Raw genomic sequence first — 19261 nt, forward strand, 5'->3', positions numbered from 1 at the left:
GGGCGAGTTCGTCTCCTTTATGTGGGTGGCCCCGACCCACCCCCCGGGACCCGCCCCGACCCCCCCCCCCCCCCCGCCCACCACCCCGGGGGGGGGGGGGGGGCCGGGCCCCCGCCCCCCGGGCCACGGCCCGTTCGCGTCCCCGTCGCGGGGCGCTATGCCGGGAAGCGGCGGCCGACCAACCGCCAGGCGTACTCCAGGGCGGCCGACGCCACCACCGCGATCGCCACCGCGGTCCACGGCATCGTCACTCCCACCAGCTTCAGCGCGAAGAAGTTCTGCAGCCACGGCACCACCAGCACGATCAGGAACGCCGCCCCCATCGCCACCACCAGGCAGATCCGCCACCAGGTGTACGGACGGGCGATGATCGCCAGGACCCACATCGAGACCAGGAACAGCGTGAGCGTGGCCACGCTGGTCTCCGCGTCCAGCGCGCCCGTGCCGGAGTAGTGGCTCCGGGCGATCAGATACGTCGCGAAGGTGGCCACGGCCGCGATGGTGCCCGACGGGATCGCGTACCGCATGACACGACGCACGAAGTGCGGATGGGCCCGTTCCTTGTTGGGCGCCAGCGCGAGGAAGAACGCCGGGACGCCGATCGTGAGCGTCGACAGCAGGGTCAGGTGGCGCGGCAGGAAGGGGTAGTCGACCTGGAAGCAGACCACCAGGATCGCCAGCAGCACCGAGTAGACGGTCTTGGTCAGGAACAGGGTGGCGACGCGGGTGATGTTGCCGATCACCCGGCGGCCCTCGGCGACGACGGACGGGAGCGTCGCGAAGCTGTTGTCGAGCAGCACGATCTGGGCGACGGCCCGGGTCGCCTCGGAGCCGGAACCCATGGAGACGCCGATGTCGGCGTCCTTCAGCGCCAGCACGTCGTTGACGCCGTCACCGGTCATCGCGACGGTGTGGCCGCGGGACTGGAGCGCGGCGACCATGTCCCGCTTCTGCTGCGGGGTGACGCGGCCGAAGACCGCGTTCTCCTCCATGGCCGTGGCCATGTCGTCCGGGTCGGTGGGCAGCCGGCGGGCGTCCAGGGTGTTCTCGGCGCCCGGCAGGCCGAGCTTTCCGGCGACCGCGCCGACGGAGACCGCGTTGTCGCCGGAGATGACCTTCGTGGCGACCCGCTGGTCGGCGAAGTAGGCCAGCGTCCGACCGGCGTCGGGCCGCAGCCGCTGCTCCAGCACGACCAGCGCGCTCGGTACGGCCCCGGTGGCCATGTCCGGCCCTTCGAGCGCGCCCTGCGCACGTGCCAGCAGCAGCACCCGCAGCCCCTGCTCGTTGAGCTGTTCGATCTCGGCGAGCGCCGGGTCCTGGTCGGGCAGCAGCACGTCGGGCGCGCCGAGCAGCCAGGCCGACGCCCGGCCGCCGCCCTCGTCGAACGCGGCACCGCTGTACTTGCGGGCCGAGGAGAACGGCAGCGACTGCGTGCACCGCCACTCCTCGCCGTCCGGGTAGGCGTCGACGATGGCCTGCAGGCTGGCGTTGGGGCGCGGGTCGGAGGCGCCGAGAGCGCCCAGTACGCGGTGGATGTAGGTGTCGTCCGTACCGCTCAGCGTCCGCACCTCGGTGACGTCCATGCCGCCCTCGGTGAGGGTGCCCGTCTTGTCCAGGCAGACGACGTCGACGCGGGCCAGTCCCTCGATGGCGGGGAGTTCCTGCACCAGGCACTGCTTGCGGCCGAGCCGTACGACCCCGATCGCGAAGGCGACCGAGGTGAGCAGCACCAGGCCCTCCGGGATCATCGGGACGATGCCGCCGACGGTCCGGGCGACCGACCCCTTGAAGTCGTTCTCGTTCACGACGAGCTGGCTGATGATCAGGCCGATCGCGGTCGGCACCATCATCCAGGTGACGTACTTGAGGATGGTGGAGATGCCGGTGCGCAGCTCGGACTGGACGAGGGTGAAGCGGGACGCCTCCTCGGCGAGCTGCGCGGCGTAGGCCTCGCGGCCGACCTTCGTGGCGGCGAACGATCCGCCGCCGGCGACGACGAAGCTGCCGGACATCACGTGATCGCCGGGCTGCTTCAGCACCGGGTCGGCCTCACCGGTGAGCAGCGATTCGTCGATCTCCAGGCTGTCGGCCTCGGCGACCGTGCCGTCCACGACGACCTTGTCCCCGGGCCCCAGCTCGACGAGATCACCGAGGACGATCTCGGAGGTGGAGATCTCGGCCGAGACGCCGTCGCGCCGCACCGTGGGTTTGGCCTCGCCGATGACCGCGAGGCTGTCCAGCGTCTTCTTGGCCCGCCATTCCTGGACGATGCCGATACCGGTGTTGGCGATGATCACGAAGCCGAAGAGGCTGTCCTGGATCGGCGCGACGACCAGCATGATCAGCCAGAGCACGCCGATGATCAGGTTGAACCGGGTGAAGACGTTGGCGCGGACGATCTCGCGGACGGAGCGGGACGAGCGGACGGGTACGTCGTTGACCTCACCGCGGGCGATCCGTTCGGCCACCTCGGCCGCGGTCAGCCCACGGGTGCTCAGGGCCGTGGACGGCAGCTTCATCGGGTGGACCGGGTCGAGTTCGGATCCGGCGTCGATCATGGCCGGCCGGGGAAGGCCGCCGGAGCCGGAAGCCTCGGGGGTCTGCTCGCCGGAGGAATGGGGTGCCCGCTGCGTCATGGTTCCGACGGTACGGGTGGATGGTCCGATTCACCCACTGACAGTCCGAAGATCAGACCGGGGGAGGAGGGGAACGGAGGGGAATGGTCCTGCGGTGGTACGAGGACCCTGATGCGGGGCGCTACCAGCGCGGTTCCGGGCGGCGCCGGGTGATGCCGCACGGTGCGCGCGCGGCGCCGGAGTGTGTGCGGCCGGGGCCGGTGGCGTCAGGTCGTGACGCCGGACGTGCCTCCGGCGTCCGTCCCGGCACCCGGCGCGGACGTGCCGGACGCCTCGGCCTCGGCCGCCGCGGCGGCCCGCTTGAGCGCCGCGTCGCGCCCCCGCACGTACCAGATGCCGATCAGGCCGAGTCCGGCACCGGCCAGACAGGTCCAGACCCACCACAGGTGTCCGTGATCGTCGAACCAGCCGTAGAACGGCAACTGGACCAGGAAGAGGACGAACCAGAGGATCGTGCCGCCGGTGATGGTGGCGACGACGGGCCCCTCCAGGGGCTCGGGTGCCTCGTGCTTCGGTGTCCACTTCGCCATGGCCTCAGTGTATGGCGCCCCCTGTCGCGCCCTCCCGGAGCCCGTGAGGGCGGCATGAATAAAGGCCGTCGGGCCGGTCGGCCCAAGGGTCTACGCGCGGAGATAGCGATCTTCGCCTTATGTATTCATACTGAATCTGCTTACGGATGTCTCGATTTATTCGTGTGAAAGTCCAAAGCTGACCACTTTTAACCCCCTCTACGTACGACTGAGGTCATACATGTCCCCCTCGGCCACCGCTCCGGTCGATTCCACCCAGTCCGCGGCCCCCCAGCCGCATGGCGGACTGGATCGTTTCTTCAAGATCTCCGAGCGGGGGTCGTCGGTCGCACGCGAGATCCGCGGCGGATTCGCCACGTTCTTCGCCATGGCGTACATCATCGTGCTGAACCCGATCATTCTCGGTAGCGCGAAAGACATAAACGATCACTACCTCAGTCATGGTCAGCTGGTCACCGCCACCGTGGTGACCGCGGCCTTCTCCACCCTGCTCATGGGTGTCATCGGCAATGTGCCCATCGCGCTGGCCGCCGGACTCGGCGTCAACACGGTCGTCGCCCTCCAGCTCGCCCCGAAGATGACCTGGCCCGATGCGATGGGCATGGTCGTCCTCGCGGGCATCGTGGTCATGCTGCTGGTCGCGACGGGGTTGCGGGAACGCGTGATGCACGCCGTACCGAAGTCGCTCCGCAAGGGCATCGCGATCGGCATCGGTCTCTTCATCCTGCTGATCGGCCTGGTCGACTCGGGCTTCGTCTCCCGCATACCGGACGCCGCGCACACCACCGTTCCGCTTCAGCTCGGCGGCGACGGCCACCTCAACGGCTGGCCGGTCCTCGTCTTCGTCCTCGGGGCGCTGCTCACCCTCGCGCTGATCGTCCGCAAGGTGTCGGGCGCCATCCTGATCTCCATCGTCGCGATGACGGCGGTGGCGCTGGTGATCAACGCGATCGCCGACCTGCCGGGCGAGGCGTGGGGCCTGACCGTCCCGCAGTGGCCGGGCAACCCGGTCTCCACCCCGGACTTCGGGCTGCTCGGACAGGTCAGCCTGTTCGGCGGCTTCCACAAGGTGGGCGTCCTCACCGGCATCCTGTTCGTCTTCACCGTGCTGCTGTCCTGCTTCTTCGACGCGATGGGCACCATCCTGGGTGTCGGCGACGAGGCGAAGCTGACCGACAAGGACGGCAACTTCCCCGGCATCAACAAGGTGCTGTTCGTGGACGGCATCGCGGTCGCCGCGGGCGGTGCGAGCTCCGCCTCCGCGGGCACCTGCTTCGTGGAGTCCACCGCGGGTGTCGGCGAGGGCGCCCGTACCGGCCTCGCGAGCATCGTGACGGGTCTGCTGTTCACGGCCGCGCTGTTCCTGACGCCGCTGGCGACCATGGTCCCGTCCCAGGCGGCCACCCCGGCTCTGCTGGCGGTCGGCTTCCTGATCATCTCGGGTTCGGTCCGCGACATCGACTGGAGCGACTACACGCTCGCCATCCCGGCCTTCCTGGCCATGCTGATGATGCCGTTCACCTACTCGATCACCAACGGCATCGGCATCGGCTTCATCGCCTTCTCCGTGCTGCGGGTGGTGGCCGGGCGCTGGCGTGAGGTGCCGCTCGCCATGTACGCGGTGTCGGCGGTGTTCGTCTTCTACTACGCGATGCCGGCCCTCGGCCTCACGTGACCCCTTCCGCCCTGATTCCCGCGGTCCCTTCCGGGCCGTAGAACTTCTCCGTCTCGTCGACGGCCGCCTTGAAGCGCTCGTCGAAGTCATCGCGAATGAGCGTCCGGACGACATAGTCCTGGACGCTCATTCCGCGTCTGGCGGCATGCTGCCGGAGCCGGTCGAGCAGCTCACCGTCTATCCGCAGGCTGAGCACAGTCGATCCCATGGCAAGCAGGGTTACGGCCCAGGAGGTCGTTTCGCGTCACTTTCCGGAGCCGACTCACTCGTTTGGGTGATCGATTAGGTGATCTGCCTCTCGCGCGTGTAACACGAATGGTCTTTAGGGTAGGTAATGAGTTACCCTAATAAACATGCCTGACCTGATCCACGACGGCGACAGTGCGGCCGCCGTGAGCTCCCTACGCTCCGCCGTGATGCTGCTCGGCCGACGCCTGAAGCACCAGCGCGTCGACGAGTCGCTGAGCCCCACCGAGATGTCGGTGCTCGGCACGCTCGCCCGCTGCGGTTCGGCCACGCCCGGTGAGCTGGCCCGCAAGGAGCATGTGCAGCCTCCGTCGATGACTCGCATCGTCGCGCTGCTGGAGGCGAAGGGACTGGTCAGGCTGGAACCGCACCCCGATGACCGTCGCCAGAAGATGGTCAGCCAGACCGAGCAGGCGGAAGCCATGCTCGAGGAGAGCCGCTCCAAGCGGAACGCCTGGCTGACCACCCTCGCCGAGGGCCTGGACGAGGACGAGTGGGAGACGCTGCGCAAGGCGGCGCCCGTGCTGGAGAAGCTCGCCCACCTGTAGCGGGGCGTCCGCGCCGGCCCATGGCCGGCGCCGTCCGCACCGCCGCATCCCGTCAGTCAGCGAAATGTATATGCCCGAGGAGGCGAACCCTTTTGAGTACGGGATCCGGAGCAGACTCCGCCCCCGCACCGACTTCCACCCACGAGAGCACGACCGGCGGGACCTTCTCGTCGCTGAAGATCCGTAACTACCGCCTGTTCGCGACGGGCGCCGTGATCTCCAACACCGGTACCTGGATGTCCCGCATCACGCAGGACTGGCTGGTCCTCAGCCTCACCGGGTCCGCCGCCGCCGTCGGTATCACCACGGCCCTCCAGTTCCTTCCGATGCTTCTCTTCGGCCTGTACGGCGGCGTCATCGCCGACCGTCTCCCGAAGCGGAAGCTTCTCCTTGTCAGCCAGGCGGCGCTCGGCCTGTGCGGGATCGCCCTCGCGGTGCTCACGCTCTCCGGCGTCGTCCAGGTGTGGCACGTCTACCTCATCGCGTTCCTGCTCGGCATGGTGACGGTCGTCGACAACCCGGCCCGTCAGTCGTTCGTCTCCGAGATGGTCGGCCCCGCCCAGCTGCGGAACGCGGTCAGCCTCAACTCGGCGAACTTCCAGTCCGCCCGGCTCATCGGCCCGGCCGTCGCCGGTGTCCTGATCACCACGGTCGGCAGCGGCTGGGCCTTCATGTTCAACGGCCTGTCCTTCGCGGCCCCGCTCATCGGCCTGATGCTGATGCGGACGAACGAGCTGCACAAGTCTGTCGTCGTACCGCGCGCCAAGGGCCAGCTGCGCGAGGGCCTGCGCTACGTCTCCGGCCGCCCCGAGCTGATCTGGCCGATCGTCCTGGTCGGTTTCGTCGGCACGTTCGGGTTCAACTTCCCGATCTGGCTCACGGCCTTCGCGGACGAGATCTTCCACGGCGGCGCCGGGATGTACTCGTTCTTCAACATCCTCATGGCGGCCGGCTCCCTCGCGGGCGCCCTGCTCGCCGCCCGCCGCCGTTCCTCGCGGCTGCGGATGCTGGTGGCCGCGGGCACGGTGTTCGGTCTGCTGGAGATCATCGCGGCCATGTCGCCGTCCGTCTGGCTCTTCGCGATCCTGCTGGTCCCGATCGGCATGATCGGCCTGACGACCAACATCAGCGCGAACACGAGCGTCCAGATGGCCGCCGACCCGGCGATGCGCGGCCGGGTCATGAGCCTGTACATGATGGTCTTCGCCGGCGGTACGCCGGTGGGTGCCCCGATCGTCGGCTGGATCAGCGACGCCTACGGGGTCCGTACGGGCATGATCGTCGGCGGTGCGTTCTCGCTGCTGGCCGCGCTCGGCGTCGGCTTCATGCTGGCCCGCGTCGGTGGTCTCCGGCTCCAGGTCGACCTCCGGCCGGGCCGCCCCCATGTGCGGTTCGTCCCGCGCGAGGAGCTGGCCACGGCGGCCTGAGCGCCGCCTGTGCGGCACACGGCACGGCCCCGGCCGGGGAGACCCGGGCGGGGCCGTGCCACGTGTCCTCCCCGCTGCCGCGCGGGCGCGGGCAGCCGCGCAGGACAACGACACGTACGGGCCCGGAACACGCCGTCACGGTGCGACACTCGGCCCATGAGCAGCCTCAGACTCTTCGTCGCCGTTCTGCCGCCCGACCAGGCGGTCCGGGAACTGCACAGTGCCGTTGACGCGCTGCGTTCGCTGCCCGGAGCCGGGAAGCTGCGCTGGACAGGCACGCCCGGCTGGCACTTCACCCTCGCGTTCCTCGGGTCCGTGGACGAGGCACTGCTGCCCGAGCTGGACGAGCGTCTCGCGCGGGCGGCCCACCGCACCGAGCCCTTCCCGCTGCGCCTCCACGGGGGCGGCCGGTTCGACGGTCGGGCGCTCTGGGCGGGGGCGGCGGGCTCGCTCGACACGTTGCGGCTCCTCGCCGAACGTGCCGACGCCGCCGCCCGTCGCACCGGCATCGCGATGGACGAGCACCGCCGCTACAGCCCCCACCTCACCATCGCCCGCAGCCGCACCGACGCCGACCTGCGCCCCTACGTCGAGGCGCTCGCCGACTTCGAGGGCACGCCGTGGGAGGTCGGCGAGCTGGCCCTCGTACGCAGCAACCTGCCGGTCGGCGGGGTGCCGGGCGAGAAGCCGCGGTACGAGACGGTCGCATCCTGGTCGCTGGGAAGCTGAGAGCGGCGGTTACGCTCGAAGGGTGGATCCGAAGACCAGAAACCGCATCATGGCGGCCGTGCTCGTGCTGATGTTCGTCGTCGTCGCCGTGGCAGCCGCCGTCGGACAGTGACGCACGGCCGAGGCCGGCGGCGAAGGTGCCGCGGCGGGCGGCGCCTCAGAGGGCGAAGGGCGACGCCGTCGCCTCGGCGAACGCCTCCGGGTTGTCCGGCATGATGTCGTGCCCGCACTCCGGGACCGCCGCGACCCGCACCCCGTGTTCGATCAGCGTGTCCTCGCCGGGCAGCGGCCCGTCGTCCAGCGGCCGCAGACATCGGGTGGCGCGCCGCGAGGGCGATGGCCACGGCGCCGCCCATGCTGTGCGCGACCACGTCCGCCTCGCGCGCGTCGGCCGCCTCCGGCGCCGCCGCCACCGCGTCGGCGTGGTCCTCGGGCGTGTGGCCGAAATCGAGCAGCTTCTTCCACGAGGGCGAGCGGCCGCTCGACACCGGGACGTTCGAGGACCCGTTCCGGCCGGGCCTGCCGAGGACCGCCCGCGCGACCAGCGAGACCGAGCTGCGCCGGCTCGGGGAGACGCTCGATCGAGGAGCTCGACGCCTCGCTCCGACGCGGACACACAACGGGCCGCCGTCGCCCTCGCCCCCGAACGGGGACGGGGCGACGGCGGCCCGTACGTGACGGACGGACAGTCCGTCAGGCCGTCCTCACCAGGCGAACGCCTCCGGAGACGGGCCCGGCCCCGGGAAGATCTCGTCCAGCGAGGCCAGCAGCTCCGCGGAGAGGTCGAGCTCCAGGGCGCGCAGCGCCGAGTCCAGCTGCTCCTGGTTGCGCGGTCCGACGATCGGCCCCGTCACCCCCGGCCGGGAGAGCAGCCAGGCCAGGCCGACCTCGCCCGGCTCCAGACCGTGCTTGTCGAGCAGGTCCTCGTACGCCTGGATCTTCGCGCGCTGCGCCGAGTCCTTCAGCGCGTCCGCACTGCGTCCGGAGACCGAACGCCCCGCCGTGCCCTCGCGCTCCTTCTTCAGCACACCACCCAGCAGGCCGCCGTGCAGCGGGGACCACGGGATGACGCCGAGTCCGTACTCCTGAGCGGCCGGGATGACCTCCATCTCGGCGCGGCGCTCGATCAGGTTGTAGATGCACTGCTCGCTGACCAGTCCCAACGAGCCGCGCCGGGCGGCCAGTTCATTGGCCTGGGCGATCTTGTAGCCGGCGAAGTTCGACGAGCCCGCGTAGAGGATCTTGCCCTGCTGCACCAGGACGTCGATCGCCTGCCAGATCTCCTCGAACGGGGTGTTCCGGTCGACGTGGTGGAACTGGTACAGGTCGATGTAGTCCGTCCGGAGCCGCTTCAGCGAGGCCTCGACCGAGCGCCGGATGTTCACGGCGGAGAGCTTGTCGTGGTTGGGCCAGGCCTCGCCGTCGGCGCCCATGTTCCCGTACATCTTGGTGGCCAGGACCACCTTGTCGCGGCGTTCGCCGCCCTTGGCGAACCAGGTGCCGATGATCTCCTCGGTGCGGCCCTTGTTCTCACCCCACCCATAGACATTGGCGGTGTCGAAGAAGTTCAGGCCCGTCTCCAGCGCCGCGTCCATGATGGCGTGGCTGTCCACCTCATCGGTCTGCGGGCCGAAGTTCATGGTGCCGAGGACGAGGCGGCTGACCTTGAGTCCGGTGTGTCCGAGCTGCGTGTACTCCATGGACACCAAGCCAACGCCTTCGAGTCCGCTCGAAGCAAGGCCGGCCACGACGCGCCCTGCCCCCGGCGGAGTGCCGGGGGCAGGGTGTCGTGCCCATGAGCGGCCGAACGCCTCAGGCGGTCACTTCAGGTACACGATGCCGTCGGTGGTGACCGTCGGCCGGCCCGACGTGGCCACGACGACGATCTTGACGGTGTGCTTGGCGCTGCTGGACCAGCTCTTCGTCCACAGGGCGTCGCGGTACTTGGTGGTGCTGGACTTCAGGTCCACCGTGGACACCTTCACGCCGTCCACATAGACGTACACCTGGCCGGAGGTGGCGGCCCTGGAGGCGATCAGGGCGACCGAGCGGCCGGTGAACGTCCAGCTCAGGCTCGCGTTCTTGGCCGAGCTGGAGTACGACTTGCCGCCGAGATAGCTGGAGGAGGACTTCGTCGTCCAGGTGCCGGTCTTCGTCGCCGAGCTCTCCTGGACGATGACCGGGGTGCCGGAGACGGACGCGGCGGCGGTGTTGCCCGCCTGGTCGTACGCAGTCATGGCCCAGCTGGTCGCCGCACCCGACTTCGCGGTGTGCGAGGCGCTGGTGGTCGTCGGTCCGTAGGTCTTGGCGACCGGGGCGGTGAGCCTGACCTCCTTGAGCGAGGCGGCGTCGGTGGCCTTCCACTTCAGGGTGATGGGGACGGCCGTGGTGTTCACCGTGCCGGTGCGCAGGGTCAGGCCGGGCTTGGTGGTGAAGGCGGGCGCCGTCTGGTCGGCGACCACGGTGGCCGCCGCGGACGTGGTGACCTTGCCCGACTGGTGGGTCGCGCGGACCTGGACCTGGTGGCTGCCGACGGCCAGCGTGGCCTTGGCGGAGGTGGCGGTGCCTGCCGTGGTGGCGACGGACTTGCCGTCGACCAGGAGTTCGTACGTGGAGACGAACGCGCTCGGGGTGGTCGCCGACCAGCCCACGGTGACCGCGGACTTGGTGTAGTACGTCGTGCCCGAGAGCCCGGCGCCGGTCACCGACTTGATGGCCAGTCCGGTGACGGGGCCCGCGGCGAGGCTGCGGATCGCGGGCAGTTGCCCGTACAGCTTGGTGCCGGGGCACTCGGTGGCGAAGCCGTCGCGGTGGCCGGAGATCTGCTTGAAGGAGTACTGCGTACCGGCGGTGAATTTGGTGCCGGCGAGGTTGCCGCCGGTGGCACCCGCGGTGAGCATGGTGCTGCCCGCCGGGTCGCCCTTGTACTGGCCGAGCTTCCACGCGGCGATCCGGGCCACTGAAGTGGTCACCGCGCTCGGGGCGGTGGTGTCCGTGTACGTGCCGAGGACCGCGACGCCGGCCGTCTGCCGGTTGAAGCCGTAGGTGTGCGCGCCGAAGACCGGCCGGTCCACCCCGCCCTTACGGCCCTCGAAGATCGTGCCGCACTTGTCGACCAGGAAGTTGTAGCCGATGTCCTTCCACTTCTCGCTCTGGACGTGGTACGCGTACACGCTGCGCACGACGGCCGCGGAGTCGGCGCACGAGTAGTTGTTGGTCCCTGCGGTGTGGTGGACGAAGACGGCCTTGACGGTGTCGGTGTACTCCGGGGCCTCGGGGCTGATCGACTCGTCGGCGCCCCATCCCGCACGCGGGGTGATGGGCGGCTTCGGCACGGTCGACGGCGGGGCGGGCGGCAGGGTCTCGGCCGGGGACGAACTGACCGACGGCGTAGGGGTCGGGCTCGCCGGGGGAGTCGAGACGTCCGCGGCCGGGGCGGACGGGGACGGCGGCGCCGGGTCGGTCGGCGGGGCCTCGGCGGGCGGTTGTGTGGCGGCGCCGGGCGCGGGCGGCTCGGGTGTGGCCGGGTCCGAGGGGCCGTCGGTCGGATCGGTCGAGGGGGCGTCCGTGGGGAGGTCGGCGGCGAAGGCGGCGGGGTCCGCGTTCAGGGTGCCGGTCCGCCCCGGGTCCACGGTGTCCAGCCGCAGCCCCGCGGGCAGCTTCGTGGAGACCTTGCCACCCGCGTTGATCCGTACCTCGACACCGTTGGACGGGCCGACCCAGCGCGGCTCGGTGCTCCCTCGCACGCCGGACCGGCCGGTCTCGGCGCGCCCGTCGACGTCGGTTTCGAGCGGCAGCCACGAGGTCCACTTCCCGTCGGCGGCGGACCGGGTCCGTACCTCCACGGCTCCCGCGACCTTGGCCGCCGGGTCGGTCCAGGTGACACCCAGCATGCTGAAGGGCTTGGTGTCCCGCCTGCCGAGCACGGCGGTGGTGCCGTCGCCGTCGACCTTCAGCGCGGTCGCGCGCACATCGGTCCTGGCCGGGCCGGACTTGGCTTCCGGCTCCACCGAGGGATTGCCCGTCACTCCCTCGAAGACCAGGACGCCTGCCACGCCGGCCGTCGCCACGGCAGCCGTGATCCAGATTCTCTTCTTCGATCTCAAGTCGTACCCCAGGGATCGTTGTGGACTGTCGTTCCGTCACGCGCTGCGTCAGGCGGCAGCACCGGTCGTCACAAGACCAGTGGGGGGTACGAGTGCTACCGCGCGCATACAGCGGAGACACAGCTTGCCATGTCCGGATTCCGCGGTGTCTACGCGGGTGGCGCCGGGCGGTACGTCAGGGACGCTCCGGCCGGGGCCGTACCGCGAACCGGTCCAGCGCCGCCAGCACCGCCCGGCTCGTCGCCGGACCGCCCAGATGCCCCGCACCGTCGATCACGGTCAGTTCCGCGTCCGGCCACGCCTTCGTCAGCTCCCACGCGGTGATCAGCGGCCCGCCCAGGTCGAACCGCCCGTGCACCAGCACGCCCGGGATCCCCGCCAGCCGCCCCGCGTCCCGGATCAGCTGCCCCTCCTCCAGCCACGCACCCCGGGAGAAGTAGTGGGAGCAGATCCGCACCAGTGCCTGCCGCGCCCGGTCGGGGCGCCCGCTGTACGGCGGCGGTCCCGTGTACGCCTCCTGGGAGAGCACCGCGTCCTCCCAGGCGCACCAGTCGGCCGTCGCCTTCTCCCGTACACCGGCGTCGGGGCTCTCCATCCGCCGGGCGTACGCGGCGAGGACGTCCGCGCTCGCGTCGCTCCCGGCCTCCGGCACACCCGCCCGGAACAGGTCCCACTCCTCGGGGAAGATCTGTCCGGCGCCCCGGTACAGCCAGTCGATCTCGCTGCGCCGGGTCGTCGTCACCGCCGGAATCACGATCCCGGAGACCCGTTCGGGGTGCTGCTCGGCGTACGCGAGGATCAGTGTCGAGCCCCAGGAACCGCCGTACAGCAGCCAGTTGTCGATCCCGAGGTGGTGGCGCAGCCGCTCCATGTCGGCGATCAGCCGGTCGGTCGTGTTGTACCGCATGTCGGTGGCCGGGTCGCTCGCGTGCGGGGTGGAGCGGCCGCAGCCCCGCTGGTCGAAGAGGACCACGCGGTAGCGGTCCGGGTCGAAGTACTGCCGGGACCGCTCGGTGCACCCCGAGCCGGGACCGCCGTGCACGACGGCTGCGGGTCTGCCGTCCGGATTGCCGCACACCTCCCAGTACACGAGGTTGCCCTCCCCGACATCGAGCATGCCGTGCTCGTACGGTTCGATCGGCGGGTACTTCTCGTCGGGATCGCGGTCCATGGTGCGGCGGCTCCCTCGACTCGGCGGGCAAAGGGGCCGGCGTAGGGCGGGCGTAGCCTGTTCGCTGTGAATTCCGTACCCCGGGTACTGGCCGTACTCGACGAACTGCTGACCGCCGCCGGTCACGGCGACCGCGGTGCGCTGTGGCAACTTGCCGAGCAGGGGCGGGAGTTGGATGCCAATCTGGTGCGTCTCGCGCCGGGCGCGGAGGTCGGTGAGCATCAGGAGGACGTCCTGGACGTCCTTCTCGTCGTCGTCGCGGGCGGTGGCCGGGTCGTGGCCGGGGGCGGCGACGTGCTGAACCTGGCCCCTACCACGGTCGTCTGGCTGCCCCGTACCTCGCGTCGTGCGCTCGTCGCGGGACCGGAAGGGCTGGCGTACGTGACGGTCCACCGTCGCCGCCCCGGCCTGATGATCAAGTCCTCGACGGCCCATGAGGGCGGCGAGGCGCCCTGCGCGCTGGACCGGGTCTGCCCCGAGTGCGGCCGGCTCTCGCAGGACCAGGAACCGGTGTTCTGCAGCCGGTGCGGGGAGCGGTTCCCGGAGCGGTGAGCCGACGGTCCCGGGCGGTCGAGCGGCGGCGGACCACCGCTTTGTCCGGGCCGTCCCACGGAGGGACATTAGCTCGTATACGGAGCTAAAATGGACAGATGGCGGTGGGTGATCTCCCCGATGAGCTCGCCGGACTCCTGCCCCGCATCCAGAGGCTCGCCCGGCGACGCCTGTGGAGCGGTCTGGGCGTCCCCCGAGTGCGAGGGGCGCACGCCGAGCTGCTGCGGCTGGTGGCCGCCGAACCCGGCATCCGGGTCTCGACGGCCGCGCACCACCTCTGTCTCGCCGCCAACTCGGTCAGCACCCTGGTGAACCACCTCGTCGCCGAAGGGCTGCTGCGCAGGGAGAAGGACCCCGGCGACGGACGCGCCGCGCTGCTGTACCCGACCCCCGCGGGGACCGGGAGGCTGCGCGACTGGCACGTCCGCCGCGAGGCGCTCTTCCGCGAACACCTCGCCGGGCTGGACGCGGCCGACCGGGCGGCACTGACCGCCGCGCTCCCGGCCCTGCGCAGACTCGCCGACTCGCTGCGCGAAGGAGATGAGATCGCGTGACCACGGAGACCACGCCCGCCCTCAACTGCACCGGGCTGAGCTACAGCTTCGGCGACGCGAAGGCCGTCGACGGCCTGGATCTGCTGGTCCGCCCGGGGGAGGTGTTCGGCCTTCTGGGGCCCAACGGCGCGGGCAAGACCACCACCCTGCGCGCGATCACCACACTGCTGCCCGTACCGCCCGGCGTCATCGAGGTGTTCGGCCAGGACGCGGCCCGGCACCGGATGGCGGTGCGGCGTCTGCTCGGCTACGTACCGCAGCAGCTGTCCGCCGATGCGAACCTCACCGGCCGGGAGAACGTCCAGCTCTTCGCCCGCGTCTTCGACGTGCCCCGCCGCCGGCGTGCCGCACGGGTCTCCCAGGCCCTGGACGCGGTCGGCCTCGGCGAGGTCGCGCACCGGCTCGTCGCCACGTACTCCGGCGGCATGGTCCGCCGCCTCGAACTCGCGCAGGCCCTGGTCAGCGCGCCCCGGCTGATGATCCTGGACGAGCCCACCATCGGCCTGGACCCGATCGCGCGGGACAGCGTCTGGGACCGCATCACCGAGATACGGATCGGCACCGGCATGACCGTGCTGGTCACCACCCACTCCATGGACGAGGCCGACCAGCGCTGCGACCGGCTCGCGCTGATGCACCTCGGCCGGCTGCGCGCGCTCGGCACCCCTGCCGAGCTGAAGAAGGAACTCGTCGTCCATCGCCGGGACTCCGGAGAGACGGGCCTGCCGCCTCCGTCCCTGGAGGACGTCTTCCGGTACCACTCCGGGCGCGGACTGGACGACCCCGGTTCCGGCTCCGGTTCCGATGAAGGGAAGGGAGCGTTCCGAGATGTCCGCCGTACCCGTCGCACCGCATCCCGCCTCGGCTGAGTCCGGCCCTCCGGAACAGCGCTTCGCGCTGCTGCTGACCCCGCCGCCGCCCCGCACCGGCTGGCGCGTCGTCCCCGCGCGCGTCATCGCGATGTGTGTCGTGGAAATGCAGAAGCTGCGCCACGACCGCACCGAGATCTACACCCGCGCCGTCCAGCCCGCCCTCTGGCTGCTGATCTTCGGCGTGACGTTCTCCCGCATCCACGCCATCCCCACCGGCGGCGTCCCCTATCTCGACTTCCTCGCGCCCGGCATCATCGCCCAGTCCGCCATGTTCATCGCGATCTTCTACGGCATCATGATCATCTGGGAGCGGGATTCCGGCGTCCTCACCAAACTCATGGTCACCCCCACGCCCCGGACCGCCCTGGTGACGGGCAAGGCCTTCGCCGCCGGGGTCAAGGCGGTGATCCAGGCCGCGGTCGTCATCGTGATCGCCGCACTCATCGGTGTCGGCATGACCTGGAACCCGTTGCGGCTGCTGGGTGTTGTCGTGGTGGTCGTGCTCGCCTCGGCGTTCTTCTCCTGCCTGTCGATGTCGATAGCCGGGATCGTCCTGACCCGCGACCGCCTGATGGGTATCGGCCAGGCCATCACCATGCCGCTGTTCTTCGCGTCCAACGCGCTCTACCCGGTCGCCCTGATGCCCGGCTGGCTCCAGGCCGTCAGCAGGGTGAACCCGCTGAGCTACGAGGTCGACGCCCTGCGCGGACTGCTCATCGGCACTCAGGCGCACCTCGGCCTCGACCTCGCGGTCCTCGCCTTCGCGGCTCTGGTGGGCATCGTCGCGGCCGGTTCACTGCTGGGCCGCCTCGCCCGCTGACCGGCTCTCCCTGCCGGAAAACCGCGTGGAGTCCGGCGCCACGGGCGGACATGATGGCGCAATGACCCCTCATGGTGTGCCCGTGGAGGCACTGCTCGTCGTGGATGTCCAGTCGGCCGCGGTCCTTGGCGACAGGGCTGTTCCGGAGGCGGCCCGGCTCGTGGACCGGACGGCGGACCTGATCGCACGGGCGCGCAGGAGCGGGGCGCTCGTCGTCCACATCCAGAACGACGGGGCGCCGGGGACGGGTGACGAGGCGCATACGCCGGGCTGGGAGCTCCATCATCCCGTCGAGGCCGGTCCCACCGAGGTCGTGATCCGCAAGACCGAGGACGACGGCTTCGACGGGACCGCGCTGGGGGGCCTGTTGACCGACTCGGGGATACGGGCACTCGCCATCTGCGGTGTGATGTCAGAGATGTGCGTCCAGGCGACGGCCCGTACCGCCCTGGCGCTGGGTCACCGGGTCGTCATGCCGCACGACGCCCACGCGACGCACGACATCCCGGCGGCGCCCGGCATCAGTGACGCGATTCCGGCTGCCGTGGTCTCACGCGTCGCCGAATGGGCCCTCGGCAGTGGGATCGAGGTCGTCGCCCATGCCGCGGACGTCGTTTTCACCGTGCCGCCCGGCCGTCATTGAGTTGTCAAGAGGCTTGCAGGTAAAGGGAGTTCGCTGATCGGCGAGCTGTGCGGAGTTTGATCGGACGGACTGTCCGTTCCGGGAACCGCGGCGCTCGGTCCTGTCGTCCTGACGTGCGCGCCACACTCACATGTACACATCAAGGAGCAGCATGAGCGTCAACGGCAGCACGCGGTCCCCGGGCGGCAGCCGAAGCACCGATTCCTCGTCGCGGCGCGGTTCTCGCGGGGCCCTTTCGGGCGGCGCGAAGGCGGTCCTCGCCCTCGCGCTCGTCCTGGGGGCCGCCACCGCCTGCAGCCAGTCGTCCGGCGGCGGGAGCCACGTGGCCAAGGACTGGAAGGTCGGCGACTGCGCCGGGCCCGACAGCAGTCGGTCGAAGGACGCCTACCAGGCCATGGACTGCGACGACTCCAAGGCGACGATCAAGGCCCTCGAGATCAAGGACGGTGCCATCTTCTCCGATTCCATCCAGTGCCCGCCCGGGACGGACGCGATCATCTCGGTGAAGGTCTCCTTCGGCTCCGGCGACGCCAGTGCCGGCATCCCCAGCAAGACCATCTGCAGCCGCAATCTTTCCGGTGATCACCCCGGTGACCCGGGAGCGGGTGGCGGTCAGTTGGTGAAGGGCGACTGCGTGGACGACCAGGCCAAGGAGGTCGCCTGCGGCAGCGGGGGCAGCGGTGTGGCCAAGGTGCTCGCCCTGACCAAGACGACCGCCGAATGCCCGTCCGGGACCGACAAGCCCCTGGAACTGTTCCCGAGTCCGGGCCGGCCGTACAACACGATCTGCACCACCCGGGCCTGACGGTCCGCGGCCGGGCGCACCCCGTCCGCCTCCCGTCCCCGGAGACATCGCGGCCGGTGAAGCACAAGCTTCACCGGCCGTTCGGCGTCCGGGGAGAACCGTCCCACCACGAGGCCCCGTCCGCCGTCCACCGGTCGGCCTCCGGGGTGAAAAGGCTGTCCAGGAGGTTGAGCACGTCATCCGTCGTACGTATGTTCCGGTCGTTGCGGATCCCCTTTCCAGGAAGGGAAAACGTAGAGGTGCCGGGTGGTGGAACCCGGTTCGGGGGGTGCCTGCCCCGCCCCTCGTGGGTGCCTGGCGGCCCCGGACCGGTGGCGGGGCAACCACACCCCCTCGCGCCCGCCCCCTTCGGGCGTGCCGTCGCCCGCGAGAGGGTGCGAAGAGTGCGGTTCCGGGTCCGCCGGAGGGCGTTTCTTTCGGGGGTCCGTGTCGCGTCCGTCGGTCACGAGCAGCCGCGGGACGGCGGTTCGGGCACCTTCCGGAGTCCAAAATTCAGACCGTAGCAGCAACGGTTCGATGGGCAATCGGACTTGACCGAGGTGCCGTCCTACGCGTGGCCGAGGGCGTGGCGGAGACCCCACCGGCGGCGCGGAGCGTGGAGAGTGGGGGCGGCGGTACGGACGACGAAGGAGGACCGATGGTGGGTGTCGTGGCGAACCAGCGGAGCGGGGCGGCCGGACAGGCCATGGAGGGGCCGGGGGCGCGGGACCGACTCCTGCGGGCCGGACGCCAGTTGTTCGCCGCGTACGGGTACGCGCACACGAGCATCGAGGACCTGTGCGAGCAGGCGAAGGTGCCCGTCCACATCTTCCAGCAGGAGTTCGTCTCGCGGGAGGTGCTCCTGATGGCGATCTACGACGAGGTGGCGACCTACGGGCTGCGCGCCGCCGAGAACGCCCTGATGGCCGAGGGCATGGAGGACTGCCCGACGGCGGAACGGGTCCGGCTGCTCTTCGAGGCCTATGTGAAGGCGGTCACCGAGGACCCGTGCGCGGCCAGGGTGGCCTTCGTCGAGGTGCTGGGGGTCAGCCACGAGGTGGACAACCATCTCGCGACCTGGCGGGCCATGTGGATCGAGTTCCTGACCTCCGAGGCCGAGCGTGCCGTACGCCGCGGCGAAGCGGTGCCGAGCGACCACCACGTGACCGTCACCGTGCTGAACCACTCGGTGGACGAGCTCATGGCCCACCACGGCCGTCGCCCCCGCCAGGTCAACGCCGAGTGGCTGACCGACGAGCTGACCCGGCTCTCGCTGGCGATGATCCTGCCGTCCTGACACACCCCGTTGCCGGGACGGCAAGCGCGGGCGGCGAACAATGGCGGCATGGACGAGCACGCGGGGCGTACGGACGACGAGATCTCGAACGTACTGACGGGCGTCGGGCCGCGGCTGCGGGCCCTGCGCCAGGAACGCGGTACGACCCTGGCACGGCTCGCCGAGACGACCGGGATCTCGCTGAGCACCCTCTCGCGCCTGGAGTCGGGCGGCCGCAAACCCACGCTCGAACTGCTGCTGCCCCTGGCCAAGGCGTACGGCGTCCAGCTCGACGAACTCGTCGGCGCCCCGCCCACCGGCGATCCACGGATCCACTTCCGCCCCTTCACCCGGGACGGCATGACGTTCGTACCGCTGCCCCGGCACCTCGGCGGGCTGCACGCCTACAAGCAGATCCTGCCCGGCGGGCGCGGTGCCACCGGCGAGCTGGAGCAGCGGGTGCACGAGGGATACGAGTGGGTGTACGTACTGGCCGGGCGGCTGCGGCTGGTGCTGGGCGAGCACGATCTGGTCCTCGCGGCGGGCGAGGTCGCGGAGTTCGACACGCGCACACCGCACGCCTGGGCCAGCGCCGGTCCCGAGCCGGTCGAATTCCTCAGTCTGTTCGGTCAGCAGGGCGAGCGGATGCACGTCCGGGCCCGGCCCTCGGGGCGGTGAGACACCGGCGGCGG

At 70.5% G+C, this 19261-nt stretch carries 19 protein-coding genes and 1 pseudogene; 13 read left to right on the forward strand and 7 right to left on the reverse strand.

Annotation, left to right across the window (positions count from 1 at the left end; all coding sequences use genetic code 11):
- Positions 1 to 155 precede the first annotated feature (155 nt).
- Positions 156 to 2636 (reverse strand): HAD-IC family P-type ATPase, encoded by a 2481-nt coding sequence (locus ACIRP2_RS07785; RefSeq protein ID WP_404247621.1) that lies wholly within the window; start codon positions 2634 to 2636, stop codon positions 156 to 158.
- A 206-nt stretch (positions 2637 to 2842) separates the two neighbouring features.
- Entirely contained in the window at positions 2843 to 3166 is a 324-nt protein-coding gene (locus ACIRP2_RS07790; RefSeq protein WP_404247623.1) for a DUF2530 domain-containing protein, read from the reverse strand.
- Between the two features lie 220 nt (positions 3167 to 3386).
- Between ACIRP2_RS07790 and ACIRP2_RS07795 the strand changes: the two genes are divergently transcribed.
- Positions 3387 to 4841, forward strand: a complete 1455-nt coding sequence (locus ACIRP2_RS07795; protein WP_404247625.1) for an NCS2 family permease — start codon at positions 3387 to 3389, stop codon at positions 4839 to 4841.
- Here the strand turns inward: ACIRP2_RS07795 and ACIRP2_RS07800 are convergent.
- Positions 4834 to 5049: a ribbon-helix-helix protein, CopG family gene (locus ACIRP2_RS07800; protein WP_404247626.1), complete on the reverse strand. Its 216-nt coding sequence runs from the start codon at positions 5047 to 5049 to the stop codon at positions 4834 to 4836. The genes ACIRP2_RS07795 and ACIRP2_RS07800 overlap by 8 nt on opposite strands.
- 145 nt (positions 5050 to 5194) lie before the next feature.
- On the opposite strand from ACIRP2_RS07800, the gene ACIRP2_RS07805 reads away from it, so the two are divergent.
- The 4 genes from ACIRP2_RS07805 (at position 5195) to ACIRP2_RS07820 (ending at position 8469) form a co-directional block, all read left to right on the forward strand.
- Complete coding sequence (locus tag ACIRP2_RS07805; RefSeq protein WP_327273742.1) at positions 5195 to 5635, forward strand: MarR family transcriptional regulator; 441 nt, start codon at positions 5195 to 5197, stop codon at positions 5633 to 5635.
- 92 nt (positions 5636 to 5727) lie between these two features.
- Positions 5728 to 7062 carry an MFS transporter gene (locus tag ACIRP2_RS07810; RefSeq protein ID WP_404247627.1) on the forward strand — a complete coding sequence of 445 codons (1335 nt, stop codon included), beginning with the start codon at positions 5728 to 5730 and terminating at the stop codon, positions 7060 to 7062.
- A 156-nt stretch (positions 7063 to 7218) separates the two neighbouring features.
- The gene (gene thpR, locus ACIRP2_RS07815) at positions 7219 to 7791 is read left to right on the forward strand and encodes an RNA 2',3'-cyclic phosphodiesterase (RefSeq protein WP_404247629.1); all 573 of its coding nucleotides are present in this window, start codon (positions 7219 to 7221) and stop codon (positions 7789 to 7791) included.
- Positions 7792 to 8145: 354 nt separating this feature from the next.
- A complete protein-coding gene (locus tag ACIRP2_RS07820) occupies positions 8146 to 8469 on the forward strand; it encodes a hypothetical protein (RefSeq protein ID WP_404247631.1) in 324 nt (107 codons plus the stop codon).
- Between the two features lie 26 nt (positions 8470 to 8495).
- Here the strand turns inward: ACIRP2_RS07820 and ACIRP2_RS07825 are convergent, their stop codons facing one another.
- From ACIRP2_RS07825 to pip, 3 genes are all read right to left on the reverse strand, one after another.
- Positions 8496 to 9491, reverse strand: a complete 996-nt coding sequence (locus ACIRP2_RS07825) for an aldo/keto reductase (RefSeq protein WP_404247633.1) — start codon at positions 9489 to 9491, stop codon at positions 8496 to 8498.
- A 120-nt stretch (positions 9492 to 9611) separates the two neighbouring features.
- The gene (locus tag ACIRP2_RS07830; RefSeq protein ID WP_404247635.1) at positions 9612 to 11897 is read right to left on the reverse strand and encodes an N-acetylmuramoyl-L-alanine amidase; all 2286 of its coding nucleotides are present in this window, start codon (positions 11895 to 11897) and stop codon (positions 9612 to 9614) included.
- A gap of 175 nt (positions 11898 to 12072) precedes the next feature.
- The gene (pip, locus tag ACIRP2_RS07835; protein ID WP_404247637.1) at positions 12073 to 13068 is read right to left on the reverse strand and encodes a prolyl aminopeptidase; all 996 of its coding nucleotides are present in this window, start codon (positions 13066 to 13068) and stop codon (positions 12073 to 12075) included.
- A 66-nt stretch (positions 13069 to 13134) separates the two neighbouring features.
- On the opposite strand from pip, the gene ACIRP2_RS07840 reads away from it, so the two are divergent.
- From ACIRP2_RS07840 to ACIRP2_RS07865, 6 genes are all read left to right on the forward strand, one after another.
- Positions 13135 to 13620, forward strand: coding sequence for a hypothetical protein (locus tag ACIRP2_RS07840; RefSeq protein WP_404247639.1), 486 nt, complete (start codon positions 13135 to 13137; stop codon positions 13618 to 13620).
- 98 nt (positions 13621 to 13718) lie between these two features.
- On the forward strand, positions 13719 to 14174 hold the full coding sequence (locus tag ACIRP2_RS07845) for a MarR family winged helix-turn-helix transcriptional regulator (protein WP_404247641.1): 456 nt from the start codon (positions 13719 to 13721) through the stop codon (positions 14172 to 14174).
- A complete protein-coding gene (locus tag ACIRP2_RS07850) occupies positions 14171 to 15043 on the forward strand; it encodes an ABC transporter ATP-binding protein (protein WP_404247643.1) in 873 nt (290 codons plus the stop codon). Before ACIRP2_RS07845 ends, ACIRP2_RS07850 begins: the two co-directional genes overlap by 4 nt.
- Positions 15003 to 15866: an ABC transporter permease gene (locus ACIRP2_RS07855; RefSeq protein WP_391738533.1), complete on the forward strand. Its 864-nt coding sequence runs from the start codon at positions 15003 to 15005 to the stop codon at positions 15864 to 15866. The genes ACIRP2_RS07850 and ACIRP2_RS07855 overlap by 41 nt, the downstream gene beginning before the upstream one ends.
- 61 nt (positions 15867 to 15927) lie before the next feature.
- Positions 15928 to 16509: an isochorismatase family protein gene (locus tag ACIRP2_RS07860; protein WP_404247646.1), complete on the forward strand. Its 582-nt coding sequence runs from the start codon at positions 15928 to 15930 to the stop codon at positions 16507 to 16509.
- 151 nt (positions 16510 to 16660) lie between these two features.
- A complete protein-coding gene (locus ACIRP2_RS07865) occupies positions 16661 to 17314 on the forward strand; it encodes a hypothetical protein (RefSeq protein WP_404247648.1) in 654 nt (217 codons plus the stop codon).
- A gap of 97 nt (positions 17315 to 17411) precedes the next feature.
- Here the strand turns inward: ACIRP2_RS07865 and ACIRP2_RS07870 are convergent.
- A pseudogene (locus tag ACIRP2_RS07870) lies at positions 17412 to 17525 on the reverse strand (SAM-dependent methyltransferase); the annotation flags it as partial.
- 426 nt (positions 17526 to 17951) lie between these two features.
- On the opposite strand from ACIRP2_RS07870, the gene ACIRP2_RS07875 reads away from it, so the two are divergent.
- Entirely contained in the window at positions 17952 to 18590 is a 639-nt protein-coding gene (locus ACIRP2_RS07875) for a TetR/AcrR family transcriptional regulator (RefSeq protein WP_404247650.1), read from the forward strand.
- Positions 18591 to 18638: 48 nt separating this feature from the next.
- Positions 18639 to 19247, forward strand: a complete 609-nt coding sequence (locus ACIRP2_RS07880) for a helix-turn-helix domain-containing protein (RefSeq protein ID WP_404247652.1) — start codon at positions 18639 to 18641, stop codon at positions 19245 to 19247.
- Positions 19248 to 19261 lie beyond the last annotated feature (14 nt).

Origin of the sequence: Streptomyces sp. NPDC101194, from assembly GCF_044767885.1 — a bacterium.
Taxonomy (GTDB): domain Bacteria; phylum Actinomycetota; class Actinomycetes; order Streptomycetales; family Streptomycetaceae; genus Streptomyces.